The sequence below is a fragment of the Pseudohaliea sp. genome, assembly GCF_054552115.1.
Genome location: NZ_JBTOLW010000035.1, coordinates 1 through 20683 on the forward strand (window position 1 = coordinate 1; position 20683 = coordinate 20683).

18 protein-coding genes are annotated in these 20683 nt (G+C 68.3%); 10 read left to right on the forward strand and 8 right to left on the reverse strand.

What is annotated here, in order from left to right; all coding sequences use genetic code 11:
- Positions 1 to 186: 186 nt before the first annotated feature.
- The 3 genes from ACX93N_RS14250 to ACX93N_RS14260 form a co-directional block, all read right to left on the reverse strand.
- Positions 187 to 678, reverse strand: coding sequence for a hypothetical protein (locus ACX93N_RS14250; RefSeq protein WP_459429107.1), 492 nt, complete (start codon positions 676 to 678; stop codon positions 187 to 189).
- Between the two features lie 11 nt (positions 679 to 689).
- Complete coding sequence (locus tag ACX93N_RS14255) at positions 690 to 2042, reverse strand: FG-GAP repeat domain-containing protein (RefSeq protein WP_459429108.1); 1353 nt, start codon at positions 2040 to 2042, stop codon at positions 690 to 692.
- Positions 2043 to 2113: 71 nt separating this feature from the next.
- Positions 2114 to 2635 carry an NUDIX hydrolase gene (locus ACX93N_RS14260; RefSeq protein ID WP_459429109.1) on the reverse strand — a complete coding sequence of 174 codons (522 nt, stop codon included), beginning with the start codon at positions 2633 to 2635 and terminating at the stop codon, positions 2114 to 2116.
- Positions 2636 to 2902: 267 nt separating this feature from the next.
- Here ACX93N_RS14260 and trhA point away from each other — a divergent pair, with 267 nt between their 5' ends.
- Together trhA and ACX93N_RS14270 are read left to right on the forward strand one after the other, a co-directional pair.
- Positions 2903 to 3532: a PAQR family membrane homeostasis protein TrhA gene (trhA, locus tag ACX93N_RS14265; RefSeq protein ID WP_459429110.1), complete on the forward strand. Its 630-nt coding sequence runs from the start codon at positions 2903 to 2905 to the stop codon at positions 3530 to 3532.
- A gap of 131 nt (positions 3533 to 3663) precedes the next feature.
- On the forward strand, positions 3664 to 4635 hold the full coding sequence (locus ACX93N_RS14270; RefSeq protein ID WP_459429111.1) for a calcium/sodium antiporter: 972 nt from the start codon (positions 3664 to 3666) through the stop codon (positions 4633 to 4635).
- 19 nt (positions 4636 to 4654) lie between these two features.
- Here the strand turns inward: ACX93N_RS14270 and ACX93N_RS14275 are convergent, their stop codons facing one another.
- Positions 4655 to 6421 (reverse strand): DEAD/DEAH box helicase, encoded by a 1767-nt coding sequence (locus tag ACX93N_RS14275; RefSeq protein ID WP_459429112.1) that lies wholly within the window; start codon positions 6419 to 6421, stop codon positions 4655 to 4657.
- 432 nt (positions 6422 to 6853) lie between these two features.
- Between ACX93N_RS14275 and ACX93N_RS14280 the strand changes: the two genes are divergently transcribed.
- Positions 6854 to 9106: a fatty acid cis/trans isomerase gene (locus ACX93N_RS14280; RefSeq protein ID WP_459429113.1), complete on the forward strand. Its 2253-nt coding sequence runs from the start codon at positions 6854 to 6856 to the stop codon at positions 9104 to 9106.
- Between the two features lie 71 nt (positions 9107 to 9177).
- Here ACX93N_RS14280 and ACX93N_RS14285 read toward each other — a convergent pair whose 3' ends face one another.
- From ACX93N_RS14285 to ACX93N_RS14300, 4 genes are all read right to left on the reverse strand, one after another.
- Positions 9178 to 9360, reverse strand: coding sequence for a hypothetical protein (locus ACX93N_RS14285; protein WP_459429114.1), 183 nt, complete (start codon positions 9358 to 9360; stop codon positions 9178 to 9180).
- A gap of 276 nt (positions 9361 to 9636) precedes the next feature.
- Positions 9637 to 9927: a helix-turn-helix domain-containing protein gene (locus ACX93N_RS14290; protein WP_459429115.1), complete on the reverse strand. Its 291-nt coding sequence runs from the start codon at positions 9925 to 9927 to the stop codon at positions 9637 to 9639.
- Complete coding sequence (locus ACX93N_RS14295; protein WP_459429116.1) at positions 9924 to 10214, reverse strand: BrnT family toxin; 291 nt, start codon at positions 10212 to 10214, stop codon at positions 9924 to 9926. Before ACX93N_RS14295 ends, ACX93N_RS14290 begins: the two co-directional genes overlap by 4 nt.
- Positions 10215 to 10478: 264 nt before the next feature.
- A complete protein-coding gene (locus ACX93N_RS14300) occupies positions 10479 to 11729 on the reverse strand; it encodes a serine hydrolase domain-containing protein (protein ID WP_459429117.1) in 1251 nt (416 codons plus the stop codon).
- Positions 11730 to 11881: 152 nt separating this feature from the next.
- Here ACX93N_RS14300 and ACX93N_RS14305 point away from each other — a divergent pair, with 152 nt between their 5' ends.
- From ACX93N_RS14305 to ACX93N_RS14335, 7 genes are all read left to right on the forward strand, one after another.
- Positions 11882 to 13045, forward strand: a complete 1164-nt coding sequence (locus tag ACX93N_RS14305) for an efflux RND transporter periplasmic adaptor subunit (protein ID WP_459429118.1) — start codon at positions 11882 to 11884, stop codon at positions 13043 to 13045.
- Positions 13038 to 13712, forward strand: a complete 675-nt coding sequence (locus tag ACX93N_RS14310; protein WP_459429119.1) for an ABC transporter ATP-binding protein — start codon at positions 13038 to 13040, stop codon at positions 13710 to 13712. Before ACX93N_RS14305 ends, ACX93N_RS14310 begins: the two co-directional genes overlap by 8 nt.
- A 4-nt stretch (positions 13713 to 13716) precedes the next feature.
- Positions 13717 to 14931 (forward strand): ABC transporter permease, encoded by a 1215-nt coding sequence (locus tag ACX93N_RS14315; RefSeq protein ID WP_459429120.1) that lies wholly within the window; start codon positions 13717 to 13719, stop codon positions 14929 to 14931.
- Between the two features lie 4 nt (positions 14932 to 14935).
- Positions 14936 to 16135 (forward strand): ABC transporter permease, encoded by a 1200-nt coding sequence (locus ACX93N_RS14320; RefSeq protein ID WP_459429121.1) that lies wholly within the window; start codon positions 14936 to 14938, stop codon positions 16133 to 16135.
- A gap of 76 nt (positions 16136 to 16211) precedes the next feature.
- Entirely contained in the window at positions 16212 to 18098 is a 1887-nt protein-coding gene (locus ACX93N_RS14325) for a CocE/NonD family hydrolase (RefSeq protein WP_459429122.1), read from the forward strand.
- Between the two features lie 203 nt (positions 18099 to 18301).
- Entirely contained in the window at positions 18302 to 19777 is a 1476-nt protein-coding gene (locus ACX93N_RS14330; protein ID WP_459429123.1) for a SulP family inorganic anion transporter, read from the forward strand.
- 39 nt (positions 19778 to 19816) lie between these two features.
- Positions 19817 to 20683 (forward strand): universal stress protein, encoded by an 867-nt coding sequence (locus ACX93N_RS14335; protein WP_459429124.1) that lies wholly within the window; start codon positions 19817 to 19819, stop codon positions 20681 to 20683.

Consider the following 20683-nt stretch of genomic DNA (forward strand, 5'->3'; position numbering starts at 1 on the left):
CACCCGGTAGCCCGTCCAGCCGCCCAGCTTACCCACCGTCTTGCGATCAAACATTGCCGTGCCCCATTCCCATGCGGTCTCGGGCACAATACGGCGGGTGAGGTCAGGGGCTCAACGTCCCCGGAAACCTTCGAAGAACCTTTTTTTCGGGCCTCTTCGCGCTTACTCACGCCTCTTCGGGCGTTGTCAGGCGTTCCTGTCCGTATCATCGTCGCTGGCCACGTCCATCGAAGCGGCCTTCATCAGCGGTGCCGGCTGCCGCGGCGCGCCCCAGTGGCAGTTGGCGCCGAGCAGGTCCCCGATGATGGTGCCGAGGTCGCTGTAGGCGCGCTCCGCCCGCGCGCGCTGCAGGGCGGCAATGCGGCTGGTCGACTCGCCGTGAGCCCAGGTGAGCGGCCCACTCAGCAGGACGAAACCCTGCTGGGAGAGTACCGCGCCCTCGATGCCGACGTCCCTCGGCTCGACCGAGCGATAGTGAAGGAGACCGTGTTCCGCTAGCCAGATGAGCGTCTCGAAGCAGGCGCGGGACTTGCGGTCCGGCAGCCCGGTCATGTCCCAGCGGATGGGACCCGTCAGGTCCTCCACGAGAAGCAGGTAGCGGACGGGGAAGGCCGCGTGGAGCTTGCACAGCGCTTCCGCCGCCACGTAGTAGAAATCGTCGATGTGTGCGCCGGTCATGATCACGGAGGCTACGGTGAGGGCCTGCGTTGATCAACTACGGCAGCGGCGGGCGGCCACCCCCGGGGCAGCGTGGCCATGTCCACCACGCCCGGGCGGCCCGGCTGCGGACCCGAGCGCAATGCCTGGCCGTTCAGGATGGCCGCGTACGTGGGCCCCTGGTGCGGTCCGTTGGCAAGGGCCACGCCACGGCTGAAGGCCGGTCCCAGCAGCAGTACCTCGGCGACCGGGCGGCAGCGCTCGGCAGGGTCTCCCGCATCGACCAGGGTCAGCATCAGCTCGGCAGCACCATCGGCGGTGAGGTCTCCCACGGCCAGGGAGTGGACCCGGCACTGTGCGAAGCCCGGCCCCAGCACGAGGCGGAGCCCCGACCGGTAACGGATCGCGTCGACGCCGGGGTCGACCCGCAGGTCCTCGAGGACGAGCACCGAAGGCGCCCCCTCCAGGGTCGTCGCCCCGACGAAGCTGTCCTCTCTCCCCGTGGCGAGCGGGAACAGGGTCAGCGCCTGCCAGCGCCGGGCCTCATCGAACAGCGAAAGGGAACGGCACTCGCCACCCGCCAGGCCGACGTAGGCGTCGACTCCACTTCGTGCGGCGCAGGCCACGATGTCGCCACGACCGTCACCGTCGAGGTCCGAGGCCGCAAGGCAGCGGGAGCCGGCTTCCGCCCGCAGGCAACTGTCGACGCGGGTAAAGCCTGCAGGGCCGTCATTGCGGAACAGCGAGGTCGCGTTCGGCCGCTGATCCTCCCGCCGGCCGAACACGGTGGCGACCAGGTCACTGTCGCCATCGCCGTCGATGTCCAGGGCGCGCGCGAGCCGGCTGCGACCCGAAGGATACTCGGCACCGAAGTCCGGAACAGGCGTGAAGCCCCCGTCACAGTCCCCGCGCCAGAGCTCGTTGTCGTCGCCACCCGTGCCGCGTTCCGCGCCGGCGACGCAGAACAGGTCAAGGCAGGCATCCCCCACCAGGTCCGCCGCCGCGCAGCCGTGGCGGTCCTCGCCCGGCGGCAGAGCGCCCGGGGCGGGCTGGTAGGCGCCTTCGCGGTACAGGAAGACGCGATCGGCAATCGGGTAGCGGCGTAGGAGTCCGCCGGAAAAGGCATGACCGCCGAGGAACAAGTCGTGGCGGCCGTCGTCATCGAAATCGGCAATGACCGGCGCATAACCGTGCCGCGGCTGCAGCACCGGCGCAGCGTAGTCGATAGCGACCGCGGTATCGAAGGTGACCGCCGTGACGGGCAGCGCGCCGAGAACTACCGCACCGCCGCTGTCCGCTGAGCAGCCCGCGAGGAACAGTAGGGCGGCGAGCGCCGGGGCCCCGATTGAGGCGCGAAAGCTGTGGTGAACTCTGTAGGGGAACATCGTGCCATCCGGGGCGGCGCGGCCGCCGAGGGACACGAAGGATACGGGCCGGGCGACGGCGGAGCAACAGGTCAGCGCCAGGCGAACAATGGCTGCTCGTAATGTGCGACGCGGGTGTGCCGGCCGAAGAGCGCCACCTCGCGGAACTGGTAGAGCATGGCCCCGGTCGGCGCGTAGATGACGTCGTCGTGAAAGTTCATGGACAGCACCTCGCCGTCGCTCTCGGCGATGCGCTGCAGTACCGGCGAGTCGCGGCGCGCCAGCTCCCGGAAGCGGAACGGCCGCACGAGCTCGACCTCCTCCGGGTTCGGCGTGAGGTCCTGCCAGGCGCAGTCACTCCAGACCACGACCGGCGTGATGACGTAACCCGAGCGGGTCGCGTAGTCGTCGAGCTCGCCGAGCACGTCGTCGGGGCCCACCTGCAGGCCGACCTCCTCGTGCAGCTCCCGCAGCGCCCCCTCGACCGCCGACTCGCCCTGGTCCCGGCGCCCGCCCGGCAGGGCCCACTGCCGCGAATGCGCGCGCAGGGTAGCGCTGCGGCGGGTCACGACGATCGCCGCATGATCATCGTCGCGGCAGACGGTGAGGCTCACGGCCGCGGGGCGGCGCCCCTCGGGCGCCAGCTGCCGGCGCCGGAAGGTCGCGAGGTGACGCGCCAGGACGCGGCGAAGCTCGGGGCTGTAGTGATGGGGTTCCAGCAGTTCCTCCGGGGACCGTCTGCCCGCCGCTCACCGGCCGACCCCGTCATTCTTCCGGCGCAGCGGCCGCAAGGCAAGCCACAGCCGGGGCTAGGCGTTATGGCGGGCCTCACCGTATGCTGGCAACACGGAAACAGCAACGGGCCTGATACCGCCGCTCCCATGTACTACGGGGAATACCTGAACAGCATCAGCCACCTCGTCGGCGCCGTGTTGGCGCTGGTCGGCTTCGGCGCACTCCTGGCCATCGCCATCCAGAGCGGCGATGCCCGGATGATTGTCGGCTATGTCGTCTACGGGCTGACGCTTGTCCTGCTCTACACCATGTCCACGCTTTACCACAGCTTCCACCCGCCGCGGCTGAAGCGGGTGTTCAAGGTGCTGGACCACATCAGCATCTACCTCCTCATCGCCGGCACCTATACGCCCTTCATGCTCGTGACCATACCGGGGCCGAGGGCGACCGCAATCCTCGCCTTGGTCTGGGGTCTCGCGGCGCTGGGAACGCTGTCGGAAGTCTCCCTGCGGGGCCCCGTGGTGAAGACCATCCAGCTGGTGACCTTCCTGGCCATGGGCTGGGCCTGTGCGCTTGACCTCGCGAGCCTTCGCGCCGCCCTCCCCCCCACCGGGTTCCTGCTCCTGTTTCTCGGCGGTGTCGCCTACACGGTGGGCGTCGTCTTCTACGTCCTCGACAAGCTGAAGCGCCTGACGCACGCGCACGGTATCTGGCACGCCTTCGTGTTGTGCGGGTCCGTGACGCATTTCATCGCGGTCATCGGCTACGTCAGGTAGGGACCACCCGCTACGCGCCGTTTCTGACGACACACGAGAAGGCAAACAAGCAGGCAATCGGGAAAAAGTAGCGCGCAAGGCGGGAATCACCGTTAGACTCTGCGCCTCTTCATCCGTCACCATGAGACCCCATGCTCCTGCCTTCATTCGCCCTTGTCGGCGGCTTCATGCTTCTCGTCTGGAGCGCAGACCGCTTCGTCGAAGGGGCCGCCGCCACCGCCCGCCACGCGGGCATGCCCTCGCTGCTGATCGGCATGGTCATCGTCGGCTTCGGCACCTCGGCGCCGGAGATGGTCGTCTCGGCCATGGCGGCCCTCGACGGCAGCCCGTCCCTCGCGCTGGGCAACGCGCTCGGTTCGAACATCACCAACACCGGGCTGATCCTCGGCGTCACCGCGCTCTTCGCGCCGATCGTCGTGCAGTCGAAGATCGTGCGCCGGGAGCTGCCGCTGCTGCTGCTCATCTGCCTGGTGACGGGGTTGCTGCTGTGGAACGGTGTGCTGGGCCGCCTCGAAGCGCTGGGCCTGCTGGCCGGCTTCTTTGCCCTGGTCGGCTGGTCCATCGTCGAGGGCCTGCGCAACCGGCACGACCCGCTCGCGAGCGAAGTCGAACAGGAGCTCGAGGCCCATGCGATGCCCCTGGGGCGGGCGGTTTTCTGGCTCGTGGCCGGCTTCCTGCTGCTGATCGCAAGTTCCCGCGTGCTCGTTTACGGCGCGGTCAGCGTTGCCGGGGCGCTGGGCATCAGTGAGCTCGTCATCGGCCTGACGATTGTCGCCCTGGGCACGTCCCTCCCCGAGCTGGCCGCCTCGGTGATCGCCGCCCGCCGGGGGGAGCACGATATCGCCATTGGCAACGTGGTCGGCTCGAACATGTTCAACCTGCTGGCGGTCATCGGTATCGCCGGTGCCATCGACCCGCTGTCGTCCATTGCGCCCGAGGTCCTCTACCGGGACTGGGCAACCATGGTCGGACTGACGCTGCTACTCCTCGCCATGGCCTTCGGGCTCAGGGGCCAGGGCCGCATCAATCGCGTGGAGGGGCTGGTGCTCCTCGCCGGCTATTCCGCCTATACCACCTGGCTCGTGCTGCAGGCGACGGGCTAGTTAAGGCGGGTACCGGCGCCTAGCGCCGCTTCGGACCCGCCGGTTTCGGGCCGGTTTTGCGCCGGCCCGCCTTGCGCGGCGTCCCGCCCGGGCCGCCCTCCGCGCGGGAGATGCGCAATTTCTGCCCGCTCACCCAGACGGACTGCAGGTGCCGGAAGACCTCTGCCGGCATACCCTCGGGCAGGTCGACAAGGCTGTGGTCATCAAAGATCTGGATGCGGCCGATGTACTGGGCGTCCACCTCCGCCTCGTTGGCGATGGCGCCGACGATATTGCCGGGGCGCACGCCATGCTGCCGCCCGACCTCGATGCGGTAGCGCTCGAAGCCCTGCTCCGGACGGTCACCGCCGCGGCCCCGGTGAGGCCGCGGCGGCCCTGCCGGCGCAGCCGTGTCCCCTGCGGCGCTGTCGCCTGAGTCCGTCCGCTGCGCCCGCTCCCGGCCTTTCCCCGGGCGCGCCTCCTCACCGCTGATCGCCGGTCGCGCATCGCCCTGGCTCATGAGCACGAGCGCCGCGGCCACTTCGATGACCGGCACGCCGAATTCCTGCTGGTAATCCTCGACCAGGCGCCGCGCCGAGGCAAGGTCCTGGCTGGCAAGCGTTTCCGTGATCAGCGCCTTGAAACGCGCGGCACGGCGGTCAGTCACATCGTCGGCCGTGGGCAGCGCCATGGGCTCGATCGGCTGGCCCGTAGCGCGCTCGATAGCGCGCAGCAGCCGGCGCTCGCGGTTGGCGGCGAAGAGAATGGCCTCACCACTGCGCCCCGCCCGGCCGGTGCGGCCGATCCGGTGCACGTAAGCCTCCGGATCATTGGGGATGTCGTAATTGATGACGTGGCTCACCCGCTCCACGTCGAGACCGCGCGCGGCGACATCCGTGGCCACCACGATGTCGAGCCCGCCCGCCTTCAGGCGGCCGACGGTCTTTTCCCGCTGCGCCTGGGGGATGTCGCCGTTCAGGGCCGCCGCGGTGAAGCCGCGCGCGGCCAGCTTATCGGCGAGTTCCTGGGTGGCCAGGCGCGTACGCACGAAGATGATCACCCCGTCCGTATCCTCGGTCTCCAGGATGCGCGTCAGCGCATCGAGCTTGTGCACGCCGGACATCATCCAGACGCGCTGGCGGATGGACGCATTGGTCACGGTCGTCCGCCGGATCGAGATCTCTTCCGGCTGCCGGAGGTAGCGGCCGGCAATGCGCCGGATCGCCTCGGGCATGGTCGCGGAGAACAGCGCAATCTGCCGCTCGGCGGGCGTCTGCTCGAGGATCCACTCCACATCGTCGATGAAGCCCATGCGCAGCATTTCGTCGGCCTCGTCGAGCACGAGGGTGCGCAGTGCCGAGAGACCCAGCGAGCCGCGGCGCATGTGATCCATGACACGGCCGGGCGTGCCCACCACGACTTGCACACCGCGGTTCAGCGCACGCAGCTGCCCGCGGTAGTCGGAGCCACCATAGATTGGCAGTACGTGAAAGCCATCGAGGTAGCGGGCGTACTTCTGGAACGCCTCGGCGACCTGGATCGCCAGCTCCCGCGTCGGCGCCAGCACCAGGGCCTGCGGCTTCGCCAGCGACGGCTTCAGCGTCGCCAGTACCGGCAGCGCGAAGGCAGCGGTCTTGCCCGTGCCGGTCTGCGCCTGGCCCACGAGGTCCCTGCCCGCGAGCAGAGGCGGAATGGTCAGGGCCTGGATACTTGAGGGGGCTTCATAGCCGACCTCGCCCAGCGCTTTCAGCAGGAAGGCGGGCAGGTCGAGCTCGACAAAGCTGCCGGGCGGGGAGGTACTGTTCATGAGGGAACCGGGTAAAAAGAGAGAGGGCGCCCTTCCGGGAGCGGCCGCGGACTATACCGTTTATCGACGGCACAAGCCCGTGACAAATCGCCTTGCGCCGGCGTCCGTTTCGTGCATCGGCTCGACAACCTGGCCCACGTTATTTGAAAGGAAACGGCCCTGGAGCCTGCCGGGGCGGGTGCGGTAGCCCGCCCCGGTCGCTCCCCGGTACACGCTTTGTGAACGAAGTATCCGGTACTCACCCCGGCACACTGCGGAACCATCACGGCGGGACGGGACAACCTGCCTTGATCGGGCGGCCCGCCTTGGCTAGGGTGAAGGGACTCCCGCCGACGGCCCGCGCCCACCATGAACCCTGCTGAACCAAGCGCCGCGCTGCGTCACGTGCCGTCCTTTGTGCCGTCCTTTGTGTCGCCCTTTTTGCCGCCCGTCGTGTTTGCACCGCTCCTGGCCCTGGTGCTGCTGGCAGCCGGCAGCGCCCGCGGGGAAACGCTCCTCGCGAAACGCTATCCGCCCGCGGTAAAGGACGTCATCGAGCAGCGCTGCGTGGTCTGCCACGGCTGCTACGACGCCCCCTGCCAGCTCAAGATGGACGCCTGGGCCGGCCTCGCCCGGGGGGCGCACAAGAGGAAGGTCTATGACGGGACGCGCCTGCTGCCGGCCGAGTTGACCCGCCTTTACGAGGATGCGCACACCCTGGACGGCTGGCGCGAGAGGGATTTCTTCTCCGTAGTCGACCCCTACGAGCCGCGGGACGGCCTGCTCTACCGCATGCTCGCGCTCAAGGCCGAGCATCCCCTGCCGGCAAAGGGCCCGCTCGCCAAGGACTTCGATTTCAGCCTTGACCGGGATCAGCGCTGCAGCAAGGCGGACCAGTTCGACGATTACCGCGACGATCGGCCCTACCAGGGCATGCCCTACGGTTTTCCGGGCCTCGACCCGGGGCGGCAGACGATCCTCACGGACTGGATCGATGCCGGCGCCCCGGGGATGCCCGCTGCGCCGGTGTCGGCGGAGCAACAGCGCACCATCGAGCGCTGGGAGCGCTTCCTCAATGGCAGCAGCAACCGCGAGCGGCTCATGAGCCGCTACATCTTCGAGCACCTGTTCATCGGCAGCCTCTACTTCGACGAGCTCCCCGGGGAGCGCACCTGGTACAGCCTCGTGCGCTCGAAGACACCGCCTGGTGAGCCCCTCGAACTGATTGCCACCCGCCGCCCATACGATGACCCGGGCACCGAACACTTCTACTACCGCCTGCAGCCGCGCTACCTCACGCCCCTGGCCAAGCGGCACATGCCCTACGCTCTGAATGCCGCGCGCATGGCGCGCTGGCGGGAGCTTTTCCTGGCCCCGGACTACAGCGTGGAGACCCTGCCGGGGTACGACGGTGACGACGCCGCGAACCCCTTTATCACCTTCGAACAGCTGCCGGTCGATGCGCGCTATCGCTTCATGCTCGACGAAGCCCAGTTCACCATCATGGCCTACATCAAGGGGCCGGTCTGTCGCGGGCAGGTGGCGCTGAATGTGATCGACGATCATTTCTGGGTCGCTTTTACGGCGCCGAATGCTATCGACCCGGCACAAAGCGCCCGGTTCCTCGCCGAGCATGCTCACGAGATGCGGCTGCCGCAGCCGAAGGGCAGCCTGGTGGTCACGCTGCTGCAGTGGCGCAGCTACGCGAAGAGCCAGCGCCGTTTTCTCGAAGCACAGGCCGAGGCGATCGCCCGGGTCATCGAGCAGGACGCGCTGCGCCTGGACCTGGACCTGATCTGGGACGGCGGCCCGGAGGGCAACGACAACGCCGCGCTGACTATCTTCCGCCACTTCGACAGCGCCACGGTCACCAGGGGCTTCCTCGGCCAGCAGCCCAAGACCATGTGGATCATCGACTACTCGCTGCTGGAGCGCATCCATTACCTGCTGGTCGCCGGCTTTGATGTCTACGGCGCCGTGGGCCACCAGCTGGAGAGCCGGCTGTACATGGACTTCCTGCGCATGGAAGGCGAGCAGGGGTTCCTGCTTTTCCTGCCCGAAGCGGCACGGGCTGCCGTGCGGGACTACTGGTACCGCGGCGCCCGCGACCACGTCACCGATTATCTGATGTCACCGCAGAATGCTCGCTTTGAGCGCCCGACGGCCATGGAATACCGGACGGACGACCCGCGGACCGAGCTCATGGCGCGTCTCAAAGCGCACATTCCCGCAGCGGAGAACGCGCGTTATACCGTGCGTCGCGACGAGTTCGCCGGGCTGATGGACGGCCCGGACGCCAGCTTCAGCTACCTGCCCGAGGTGGCCTTCCTGCAGGTGCTCGGCCGCCGCGGCGAGCGCGAATACTACTCCCTGGTCCACAACCAGGCCTTCAGCAACAACGCCCAGATCTTCCAGGAAGAGGACCGGCGCCTGCCGGAGGAGGATACGCTGACCGTGGCCCGGGGCTTCGTGGGCGCCTACCCCAACCAGTTCTTCCAGGTTGCCGAGCAGGAACTGGGCCGCTTTGCCGAGGCGCTGAAGGCGCTTGCGGGCGACGAGGACTACACGGCGCTGGTCGCGCGCTACGGCGTACGCCGCACCGCGCCCTGGTTCTGGAAGCTCAGCGACGCCATCAACGCGCACTACCGGGAGAGCTTCCCGGCAGAGGCCGGCCTCTTCGACCTGAACCGCTACCAGAACCGCTAGAAATATCTTCTCCCCCGTGGAAGCGGGCGTAGGCCCGGGGCGGGGTAAGGACTGCCATCAGCCAGCTGTCGTCAATTGTCGTCCGCTGCTTGGCTCTGAATCATACCTACGCTTGCTGCGACGATCACAAGCCCGATCATGGCAATGCCAAAAACCACCAGAGCGGCGACTGATTCATCCAGTGCCAACAACACTCCACCGGCGGCGTTGAGTATCATCATTAGCACCATGAGGCGTAAATGGCGGTTATGCATCTTTCCTCCTGAAGCATTAGAAAACCCCGAGTGAAAGTCATCACCGTGGGATACTCGAAACGCTTGTGTCAATGCGCCAGGCAAAGCCGGCTTTGACCCGGAACACCCGGGACTACCGAAGTTTTCATGCGCGAGGCTGTGCGGCAGGCTGTAACGCCTTCCTGTAAGCTTCTCACCAGGGGCCCGCACAAGACTGCGTACGGGAAGCAGACCTTCAGGCTCCGGGCACGGACAGGCAGCAGTCGGCCAGGAACCGACCTTGCCAGCTTCCGCGCTCTACGCCACCGACACCAGATTCTCGTGAATGATCCTCGGGTGGCGAGCGGCAATTTTGAGGAGTGCGAGCGCAGGTCCATCTGGTTTTCTACGGCCTTGCTCCCAGTTTCGCAACGTGTGAACGCTGATTCCCAGCGCCCTCGCAAAGTCCATCTGGCTCAATCCTACGAAATGCCTGAGTGCGACGATGTCATCCTCACCAGACAAGTCGCCACGAATCAAACGGGCACGACGACGGGCAGAGATGGCCCCCTGCAACTGCTTCTCAGAAATCTCGGGAATATCACTCACTTGTGCTCGCCTTTACGCTGTGAATAGAGCTGTTTTTCACGCCTGGTTGCAAAGCGTGCACCGATAATACGGATCACGTCCTCGTCGCGTTCTGTGTAGACGACAACAGCCACACCTCGCTGTATCTCGCCGATTGCAATGAAACGGTCTTCCAGACTGGAATGAGCCTCGTCGAAAATCTCCAGGTAGTCGTCACCATGCTCGAATAACTGCCGGGCTTCATCAAAAGACAGACCATGCTTTCGTTGGTTGGCACGGTTCTTCGCTGCGTCCCATTCAAATTTCACACGTGCAGAATACGCCAATGACTGAGTGAGTCAATGGCTTATTCCGCCCACCCGAAGCTACCACATCGAGGTGGATACGACTGACCGTAGTGGGTCGGAAGCGGACAACCGCCCAGGGTCCCCTGACCGGCGACTATTGCTCAGACACGCGCCAACCGGGCCTGTGACGGCGAGCCGAGGGCAAGACACTTGCTGGCCGATGCCGATCTCGATGGAGTCCGGTAGCTCCCGGTGACCTGCCAGGGCGGTGTACCTGAGCCCGCACTATTGCTGCAGGGACACCCCTGGCTGCAAGGCCCCGCTGCGCGCCAGCTGCCGGGCGACCGGCAGCATGTCGTTGGTGGTCTCGCTGAAGTCAATACCGGTGCCGAACCAGGCGATCACCAGCTCCCGGGCCGGATCCACGTACAGGCCCTGGCCGTCGTAGCCGCTCTTGAAGAAGGCGCCGTCATCCCAGACGTAATCCCACTGCCAGGCCGCATGGCTCGGCAGATCGTCGCCGAGAAAGTCGCGCAGGGCGTCCAGGTCTGCCGTTTCCAGCGCGATGCCGCGGGCCTGGATGGCCTCTAGCAGCGCGTCGTCAACCACGTCGAGGCGCGTCGTCGCCGTGAATGCCTCACCGAAGCGCGCGAGATCGCGCAGTCGCAGCGAGAAGCCCCCCGCCACGTAGGGGTAGCCGTCCCTGCTGATGGCGATCAGCGCATCGGCCTCCGGGCCGAGGCGGTCCCACAGCTGCTCGCGAACGACCGTGGCGAAGGGCTGCCCGGTCACAGCCTCGATGACCAGGCCGAGCACCGCCGTGTTGGCCGAGACATACTCGTTCCTCAGGCCCGGCGGACCGCGCCGCGCCATGGCCTTGAGCTCAGCCGGCAGGCTGCTGTCCCTTCCCGTGGGCGCCGTGATGTCGAGAGATTCCTCGAGCCGGTAGATGCAGGTCGAGGAATCCTGGTACCCGTCGCTGTCCAGGCAGTCGATGCCGGAGCCCATGTCGGCGATGGCCTGCAGCGGCGTCCCGGCCCAGGCCGTCCCCGCCAGCCCCGGCAGGTAGCGTTCTACCGGGGCGTCCATGGCCACCCTTCCTTCGCGTACGAGCGTCGCCAGCGTCGTGGCGGTGATCACCTTGCTCACGGACCAGGCGAAATGCCGCTGCCAGGGCTGCATGTGCGGGTAGGCCTCGAAGGCGATGGCGCCGCGGTGGAGCACGAGGACGCCGTCCAGCAGCGGGTCGCCGGCCACGTAGTCCGCGAAAGGCGAGGTGCCGTCGCGGTGCCTCACCGGCACGACCGGAAGCGCGCTATCCGGTGCCTGCGGCAGCGGGCGTATCGGCGCCGTGCGCGCGATCGTTGCCTGGTAGCGGTAGGCCGGCGCGTGCAGGTGGAACTGGCGGCTCACGGCACCGCCACTGTCGAAGTTCTGCGGCGTTACCGCGGTCAACCGATCGCGGAACGGCTGTGCCGCCACGCCGGCGCTGGCGAGACACAGCGTGGCGGCGAGGAGGAGACGCACCTTTGCCATGGGGGAGCTCCGCAGGGTCTACGCCGGCATCATACCGAAGATGTGCCCGGGGCGGGCGGTCACGATCGCGGCACACAACGTTGACCTGGTGCACTGGCCTTTCGCGACAGGGTGCGCATACTGGGAGGCGAGCTGGCAACTGAAGGCGCGCCATGATGCACGGCAAGACCGGATTCGTCCTCTCGATTCTTGCGGGGGTCGCCGTCCTCGCCCTGCTCGTGGCCTGGCTCGCCCGGCCGGAGCCCATCCCCGTGCGCACGGAGACCGTCGCCCGGGGGCAGGTGCGGGATACCGTGGCCAATACCAAGGCCGGCACCATCGAGGCCTGCCGGCGCGCCGGGATCTCTCCCCGCCTCGGCGGCCAGATCGACCGCATGCCGGTCACCGAGGGCGACGTGGTCGAAGCCGGCGAGATCCTGATGGAGTTCTGGAACGACGACCTGCGCGCGCAGGCGCGGCTCGCCGAGAGCGAACTCAAGGCGTCTGAAGCGCGCCGCCAGCAGGCCTGCATCGTCGCCGACCGCGCCGACCGGGAGGCCGAGCGCCAGCGCCGCCTGGGCACCCGGAACCTCGCGTCCGAAGAGGCCATCGACAACGCCGAGAGCGAGGCGCTCGCCCAGCAGGCCGCCTGCACCGCCGCCCGCTCCGCCGTGGAGGTGAGCCGGGCACAGCTCGAGGTTGCCCACGCAGCGCTGGACCAGACGCAGCTCCGCGCGCCCTTCCCCGGTATCATCGCGGAGGTCAACGGTGAGGTCGGCGAGTTTGTCACGCCCTCCCCCGTCGGCATTCCCACGCCGCCGGCGGTGGACCTCATGGACATAAGCTGCCTGTATGTCTCCGCCCCGATCGACGAGGTCGACGCGCCGCAGATCCGCGTGGACATGCCCGCCAATATCTCTCTCGACGCCTTCGGCGACCGGGTCTTCGCCGGCCGGGTGCGGCGCGTCGCGCCCTACGTCCTCGACGTGGAAAAGCAGGCGCGCACCGTGGACGTCGAGGTGGCGTTCGTCGACCCGGCGAGCTGCGACTGCATGCTGCCGGGCTACAGCGCCGACATCGAGGTCGTCCTCGCGCAGCACGACAACGTGCTGCGTATTCCCACGCAGGCCGTGCGCGAGGGCAACCGCGTGTACCTCGTGGGCGACGGCAACCGGCTTGAGGAGCGCAGCATCAGGACGGGGCTGCGCAACTGGGCCTGGACCGAGGTCATCGAAGGTCTCGAGGCGGGCGACACGCTGGTTCTCTCCGTCGACCGGGAAGGCGTGGCACCGGGGGTTGTGGCCGCGCCGGAGCCGGGGCCCTCCGGCGATGATTGAACTGTCGCACATCGACCGGCACTTCCAGGTCGGTGACCAGCTCGTCAAGGCCCTGGACGATGTCAGCCTGCACCTCGGCGCCGGCGAATACGTTTCCATCATGGGGCCCTCCGGCTCCGGCAAGTCGACGCTCCTCAACCTCATCGGCCTCCTCGACCGCCCTACCGCCGGCAGCTACCGCCTCGACGGCACCGACGTGACAGCACTCAGCGATGTCGAGCAGGCGCGGGTGCGCAACAGCCAGATCGGCTTTGTCTTCCAGATGTTCCACCTCGTACCCCGGCTCACCGCCGCCGAGAACGTGGAACTCCCGCTGCTGCTCGCGGGCATGGCCGCAGAGGAACGGCGGCCGAAGGTCGCTGCAGCCCTCGAGGCCCTCGGCATGGCGGACCGCGCCCACCACAAGCCGGAACAGCTCTCCGGCGGCCAGCGCCAGCGCGTGGCCATTGCCCGCGCCACGATCACGGAACCGCGGGTGCTCCTCGCCGACGAGCCCACGGGCAACCTCGATCACAAATCCGGCGGCGATGTCATCGCCATCCTCGAGGGGCTGGTCGATGCGGGCATCACGCTGATCATGGTGACCCACGACCCCGCCATGGGCGGCCGCGCGCGACGGCAGCTCAAGATGATGGACGGGCGCCTGGCCAGCGACGAGGCCGGGTAAGGCAATGACACTGCATAGTGCGGACGTCGCACGCTTCGCCTGGCGGGCCCTTACCGGCTACCCGGTCCGGACCCTGCTCATGCTCATCGCCATGGCCATCGGCGTCGGCTCCGTGGTGGTCCTGACCGCCCTCGGCGAAGGCGCCCGGGGCTACGTGACCGGCGAGTTCGCCTCCCTGGGCACCAACCTCGTCGTGGTGCTGCCCGGGCGCTCCGAGACCGCCGGCGTAAACCCCGGCGCCATGTTCGGCGAGACACCGCGGGACCTCACCCTCGACGACGCCCTGGCCCTCACCCGCTCGGCCCGTGTGCGCCGCGTCGCTCCCCTGAACGTGGGCTCCGTATCGGTGAGCTACGGGCCCCGCTCCCGCGACGTGGTCATGCTCGGCTCCACCAGCGAAATGCTGACGGTGCGTCACTGGCGCATGGCCCAGGGCAGCTTCCTGCCGGTCTCGGATATCGACCGGGCCCTGCCCGTGGCGGTGCTCGGGCAGACTGTCCGCGACGAACTCTTCGGCGCCGAGCGCGCCCTCGGCGAGTGGCTGCGCATCGGCGACCGCCGCTTCCGCGTCATCGGCATCCTCGCGTCCCAGGGCCGCTCCATCGGGGTGGACACGGACGAGACGATCATCATCCCCGTGGCCGCGGCACAACAGCTCCTCAACACCCGGTCGCTGTTCCGTATCCTCGTCGAGGCGCGCAGCCGCGAGGACATCGAGCCGGTGCGGGACTTCGTCGAGGCGACGATCGCCGAACGGCACCAGGGCGAGAAGGACGTGACCGTGGTCACCCAGGACGCCGTGCTCTCCACCTTTGACGACATTCTGGGCGCCCTCACCCTCGCCGTGGGCGGCATCGCCGCCATCAGCCTCGCCGTGGCCGGCATCCTGATCATGAACGTGATGCTGGTGGCCGTGTCCGAGCGCACTGCCGAGATCGGCCTGCTCAAGGCGATCGGCGCCACGCCGCGGCAGATCCTGCTGCTGATCCTGGCCGAGGCGTCCCTCCTGTCACTCCTCGGTGCCCTCCTCGGCCTGGCCGTCGGCGAGGCGGGCGCCCTCGGGCTGCGCCTCGCACTGCCCATACTGCCCGCCTACGCACCGGCCTGGGTCATTGCGGTGGTGGTCGCCATTGCCATGATCACGGGCGTGGTCTTCAGCCTGCTGCCGGCGCGCAACGCGGCGCGGCTCGACCCCGTGCTTGCCCTGTCGCGGAGGTAGCGCGGTGAAGACGGCGGACTTCCTGTCCCTCACCAGCAGCTCGCTCATCGCGCACCGCACGCGCAGCCTGCTCACGGCCCTCGGCATCGCCGTGGGCATCGGCGCCGTGGTCCTGCTCACCTCCATCGGCCAGGGTCTGCAGCAGTTCGTGCTGGCCCAGTTCACCCAGTTCGGCACCACCATCGTGGCCGTGAACCCGGGCAAGGCCACCACGGCGGGCACCAGCGTCGGCGTCTTCGGCACGGAGCGGCCGCTGACCATCGAGGACGCCATCGCCCTCGAGCAGCTGCCCTGGGCCCGCGCCGTAGTGCCCTTCGTGCAGGGCAACGCCGCCGTGGAGTACGGCAGCCTGAGCCGGCGCACGACCATCTATGGCGCGGGACCTGCCATGCCGGAGGCGTTCCGCATGGGGGTCGCCATCGGCCGCTTTCTCCCGGAGGACGACCCGACCGCGCCGCGGGCCTTTGCGGTCCTCGGCAGCAAGATGCGCAGCGAACTCTTCCCGGACGAAAACCCGCTCGGCAAGCTGGTGACCATCGCCGGCAGCCGCTTCCGCGTGATCGGCGTCATGGCATCGAAGGGCACCGTGCTCGGCTTCGACCTCGACGACACCGTGTATATCCCCGCGGCCAGGGCCATGAGCCTGTTCAACGTCGACGGGCTGATCGAGATCGATGTCATGTACGAGGACGACACGGCGGTGGAGACCGTGGTGGCCGGCATCCGGCGCGTGCTCACGGCCCGGCACGGCCGCGACGATGTCACCATCACCACGCAGCAGCAGATGCTCGACGTGCTCGGCGGCGTGCTGGATGTACTCACCTTCGCCGTCGCCGCCATCGGCGGGATCTCCCTGCTGGTGGGCGCCATCGGCATCGTCACCATCATGACCATCGCCGTGAACGAGCGCACCAACGAGATCGGCCTGCTGCGAGCCCTCGGCGCGCGCCAGGGCCAGGTGCTGTCGCTGTTCCTCGGCGAGGCTATCGTCCTCGCCGCCGCCGGCGGCCTGGCGGGCCTCGCCCTCGGCGCCGGCCTCGGCCAGCTGCTGCACCTCGCCGTGCCGGCGCTGCCGGTCCAGCCGTCATTGTTCTACGTGGCCCTTGCCGAGACCATCGCCGTGACTATCGGTCTGCTCGCGGGCGTCCTGCCGGCCCGCCGCGCCGCCCGCCTGGACCCCGTGGAGGCCCTGCGCGCGGAGTAGCGCGGGGCAGAAGCGACTGGGCTGCGGGGCGCGGCTGCGCTACCCTGCCGACTTCGCTTCTGACAGGACACCCGCCATGTGGACCCGCACCTTGAGCGCCCTGCTTCCGGCTCTCGGCCTGGTTGCCGCAGCACACACGATGGCGCAGGAGCGCGTCATCCGCCTGAAAGACCTCGAGCGCATCGCCGCGGCGGAAACCATGGTGATGGTCCCCATGCGCGATGGCGTCCGCCTGGCGACGGATATCTACCGGCCCAAGGCAGCGGAAGGGAAGCTGCCGCTGGTCTTCATCAAGACCCCCTACGACTTCAACGAACTGGGCGGCGCGACCCTGGAATGGACCTTCGAGGCGGTCTCCCGCGGCTACGCCGTGGCGATCCAGAACGAGCGCGGGCGCTACTACTCCGAGGGCGACTGGGAGCTGCTCGGCAACCCGCGCACGGACGGCTACGATGCCCTGAGCTGGTTCGCGAAGCAGGACTGGTCCAACGGGGCCGTCGGCACCCTCGGCTGCTCGTCGTCGGCGGAGTGGCAGCTGGCCCTTGCCGCACAGGACCACCCGGCCCACAAGGCCATGGTGCCCATGGCCGCGGGCGCCGGCATCGGCCGCGTCGGCGGGTTCCAGGAACAGGGCAACTGGTACAAGGGCGGGGTACACCAGACGCTGTTCTCGGTCTGGCTGTACAGCGTGCAGCAGCAGGTCTACCCGCGCTTCCCGGCGGGCACCAGCGAGGAGGACCTGCGCCGTTTCCGCAAGCTCTATGACCTGCGGGCGGACATGCCGGAGATCGACTGGAAGAAACAGCTGGCGAAGCTGCCCGCCAGCGACTGGCTCGAAGACGCCGGTGCCAATCACGGACCGATGCAGGCGCTGATGCGCCGGACGCCCGCTGACCCGGCCTGGTTCGAGGGCGGCCTGTTCCACGACGACGAGACCATCGGCGTACCCGCCTACTGGTTCAACAGCTGGTTCGATGTGAGCCAGGGGCCCAACCTCGCCCTCTACCGCCACGCCCGCGAACGGGGCAAGACGCAGCACGACCGCGACGGACAGTACCTGGTGATCGCGCCGACGCTGCACTGCGACTTCTACCGCATCCCGGAGCACGAGGACTATACCGCCGGTGACCTCAACGTCGGCAACGCGTGGTTCCCGCTCTATGACCAGCTGTTCGCTTTCCTGGACCACTACCTCAAGGGTGAGGAGAGCGAACGCTTCGCGGCACTGCCGCGCGTCAGCTACTACACCATGGGCAGCAACCGCTGGAACACGGCCCGGCAGTGGCCGCCAGCCGGTACGGAAAAGCTCACCCTGTACCTCGACAGCGAGGAGGCCGCCAACAGCCTCTTCGGCGACGGCCACCTGCAGCGGACGCCCGCCGACGGTGCCGCGGCCGACCGTTTCAGTTACGACCCCATGAACCCGGTCCCGGCCCTCGGCGGAGGCGTCTGCTGCAATGACGGCGCTGCGCCCGGCGGCAGCTTCGACCAGCGCGGCATTGAGGCGCGGGCTGACGTGCTGGTCTACAGCACGGCGCCGCTGGAGGCCGACCTCACGGTCACCGGCAGCGTTCACCCGGTACTCTACGTGGGCTCGGATGCGACGGACACGGATTTCACCGTCAAGCTCGTCGACGTGTACCCGGACGGCAGCGCCTGGAACGTGGACGACACGATCCTGCGCGCCCGCTATCGCGACGGGTACGACGCGCCGGTGTTCATGCAGCCCGGCGAGGTCTACGAGTTGCGGCCGACGCCGCTGTCCACGAGCCACACCTTCAAGGCCGGGCACCGCCTGCGCGTGGAAGTGTCCTCGAGCAAGTTCCCGCAGTACATGCGCAACCTCAACACTGGCGGCGACAACGTCGACGAGACCGAAGGCGTGCTTGCGCGCAACACCGTGTACCACAGCGTACAGTACCCCTCCCGCGTGGAATTCGAGGTGCAGCCGGCGGCGCGCTGACGCCGCCGGGAACAACGCGCCGGCGCCCCTGCGACAAATTTCCCTTGCCCCCGGCCCCGTTCGGCCCTACCCTCCCGCGCTTCCCTTACTGACCCGCAACCCACCCCGCGCCAGCGCCGGGGCGGTCGGGCCGCCTGTTTCCCGGCGCCGCCGGGGAACCGCCACGGCGGAGCGCGGGCGCACCCGGAGACAGCGCGACGGCCATGGCCTCGATCAAGCACGACTGGTTCTCGAACACCCGCAACGACCTGCTGGCCGGCATGGTGGTGGCGCTGGCGCTGATCCCGGAGGCCATCGCCTTCTCGATCATCGCCGGCGTGGACCCGAAGGTGGGTCTCTATGCCTCCTTCTGCATCGCGGTGATCACCGCCTTCACGGGCGGACGCCCGGGGATGATCTCGGCGGCCACCGGGGCCATGGCGCTGCTCATGGTCACCCTGGTCAAGGACCACGGGCTGCAGTACCTCCTGGCCGCCACAGTCCTTACCGGCATCCTGCAGATCGTGGCCGGCTGGGTGCGCCTGGGCTCGCTCATGCGTTTCGTGTCGCGCTCGGTGATCACCGGCTTCGTCAACGCGCTGGCGATCCTGATCTTCCTCGCCCAGCTGCCGGAACTCACCGGCGTGACCTGGCACGTCTACGCCATGACGGCTGCGGGCCTGGCCATCATCTACCTGCTGCCCCGATTGACCCGCGCCGTGCCCTCGCCGCTGGTCGCCATCGTGCTGCTGACCATCGTCGCGATCACCCTGGATCTCGATATCCGCACCGTGGGCGACATGGGCGCGCTGCCCGACACGCTGCCCGTGTTCCTCCTGCCGGACATCCCGCTGACCCTGGAGACCCTCGCCATCATTCTCCCGGTCTCGACCACCCTCGCGGTGGTCGGCCTCCTCGAGTCGCTGATGACGGCCTCGCTCATCGACGACCTGACGGACACGGGCAGCAACAAGAACCGCGAGTGCGTCGGCCAGGGCATCGCCAATATCGGCGCGGGGTTCCTCGGCGGTATGGCCGGCTGCGCCATGATCGGCCAGTCGGTGATCAACATTAAGTCCGGGGGCCGCGGGCGCCTCTCCACCCTCGCGGCAGGCGTCTTCCTCCTCGCCCTGCTGATGCTCGCCGGCGACCTCGTGGCGCGCATTCCCATGGCCGCGCTGGTGGCGGTGATGATCATGGTGTCCATCGGCACGCTGAACTGGCAGTCACTCCGTGACCTGCGCACCAACCCGAAGAGTTCCAGCGTGGTCATGCTGGCCACCGTTGCCGTGACCGTGAGCACCCACGACCTCGCCCTGGGGGTACTCACCGGGGTCCTGTTGTCGGGCTTCTTCTTCGCGCACAAGGTCGGCCAGGTGCTGGTCGTGCGCTCCCGCGCCGACGAGGATGGCCGCGTACGCCGCTACCAGGTGATCGGCCAGGTGTTCTTCGCCTCCGCGGACCGCTTCACCGCCTCCTTCGATTTCCGTGAGGTCATCGACAAGGTCACCATCGACGTCAGCCGGGCGAACTTCTGGGATATCACGGCGGTCAGCGCCCTGGACAAGGTGGTGATCAAGTTCCGCCGCGAGGGCACCGAAGTGGAAGTACTCGGGCTCAACGAGGCCAGCAAGACCCTCGTGGACAGGTTTGCGGTGCACGACAAGGACAATGCCGAGGACCTGATCCTTGGCCACTAACGCTGTGCGTCAGCACGACAGCAGCGGCGGGAGCCAACGATGACACAGCACGAAGAGCGGGTCCTCGCCTGCGTGGACCAGTCGCATTTCGCCGACCACGTGGCCGACTACGGCGCCTGGGTGGCGCGGCGCCTGTCGCTGCCGCTGGAACTCCTGCACGTACTCGACCGGCACCCGGAAATCGCAGCCGCCGCCGATCACAGCGGCGCCATCGGTATCGACGCCCAGGAGCAGCTCCTGTCGACGCTGTCGGACCAGGACGAGTCGCGCAGCCGCGCCGCCCGCGAGCAGGGCCGCATCTTCCTTGCGCGGCTGCGCGAGCGCGCCGAGGCCGCGGGGACCGCGCACACCGACACGCGCCAGCGCCACGGGGAGCTCGAGGAAACGCTGAGCGAGCAGGCAGAAAACGTGCGCCTGTTCGTCCTCGGCCGCCGCGGGCGCTCCGCCGAGGCCACGCAGCGGGACCTCGGCCGGAATGTCGAGCGCGTGGTCCGCGCCCTGCGCAAGCCCATCCTCGCGGTGACCGATTCCTTCCGGGAGCCCGAGAGCGCGCTCATTGCCTTCGACGGCTCGAGCCTCGCCCGTCGCGGCGTCGAGCTGGTGGCGGCCAGCCCGCTCTTTCGCGGCATGCCCATCCACCTGGTGATGGCCGGCAAGCTGCAGCGCGATGCCGAGAAGCAGGTGGCCTGGGCGACCGGCGTGCTCGAAGCAGCGGACTTCAGCGTCTCCACGGCGCTACTGCCCGGCGACGCGGAGAGCGTGATCGCCCGCGAGGTGCAGGCGCGCGACATCGACATCCTGGTCATGGGCGCCTACAGCCATTCCCCGCTGCGCTCGCTCTTCCTCGGCAGCAAGACCACGGACCTGCTGCGCGCCGCCCGGGTGCCGGTACTCCTGCTGCGCTGA

What these genes read in the sequence shown, in the direction of transcription:
- ACX93N_RS14335 (WP_459429124.1), top strand. Translation starts at nt 19,817, where the DNA reads ATGACACAGCACGAAGAGCGGGTCCTCGCCTGCGTGGACCAGTCGCAT.
- ACX93N_RS14315 (WP_459429120.1), top strand. Translation starts at nt 13,717, where the DNA reads ATGACACTGCATAGTGCGGACGTCGCACGCTTCGCCTGGCGGGCCCTT.
- ACX93N_RS14310 (WP_459429119.1), top strand. Translation starts at nt 13,038, where the DNA reads ATGATTGAACTGTCGCACATCGACCGGCACTTCCAGGTCGGTGACCAG.
- ACX93N_RS14275 (WP_459429112.1), bottom strand. Translation starts at nt 6,421, where the DNA reads ATGAACAGTACCTCCCCGCCCGGCAGCTTTGTCGAGCTCGACCTGCCC.
- ACX93N_RS14325 (WP_459429122.1), top strand. Translation starts at nt 16,212, where the DNA reads ATGTGGACCCGCACCTTGAGCGCCCTGCTTCCGGCTCTCGGCCTGGTT.
- ACX93N_RS14270 (WP_459429111.1), top strand. Translation starts at nt 3,664, where the DNA reads ATGCTCCTGCCTTCATTCGCCCTTGTCGGCGGCTTCATGCTTCTCGTC.
- ACX93N_RS14250 (WP_459429107.1), bottom strand. Translation starts at nt 678, where the DNA reads ATGACCGGCGCACACATCGACGATTTCTACTACGTGGCGGCGGAAGCG.
- ACX93N_RS14285 (WP_459429114.1), bottom strand. Translation starts at nt 9,360, where the DNA reads ATGCATAACCGCCATTTACGCCTCATGGTGCTAATGATGATACTCAAC.
- ACX93N_RS14330 (WP_459429123.1), top strand. Translation starts at nt 18,302, where the DNA reads ATGGCCTCGATCAAGCACGACTGGTTCTCGAACACCCGCAACGACCTG.
- ACX93N_RS14300 (WP_459429117.1), bottom strand. Translation starts at nt 11,729, where the DNA reads ATGGCAAAGGTGCGTCTCCTCCTCGCCGCCACGCTGTGTCTCGCCAGC.
- ACX93N_RS14255 (WP_459429108.1), bottom strand. Translation starts at nt 2,042, where the DNA reads ATGTTCCCCTACAGAGTTCACCACAGCTTTCGCGCCTCAATCGGGGCC.
- trhA (WP_459429110.1), top strand. Translation starts at nt 2,903, where the DNA reads ATGTACTACGGGGAATACCTGAACAGCATCAGCCACCTCGTCGGCGCC.
- ACX93N_RS14305 (WP_459429118.1), top strand. Translation starts at nt 11,882, where the DNA reads ATGATGCACGGCAAGACCGGATTCGTCCTCTCGATTCTTGCGGGGGTC.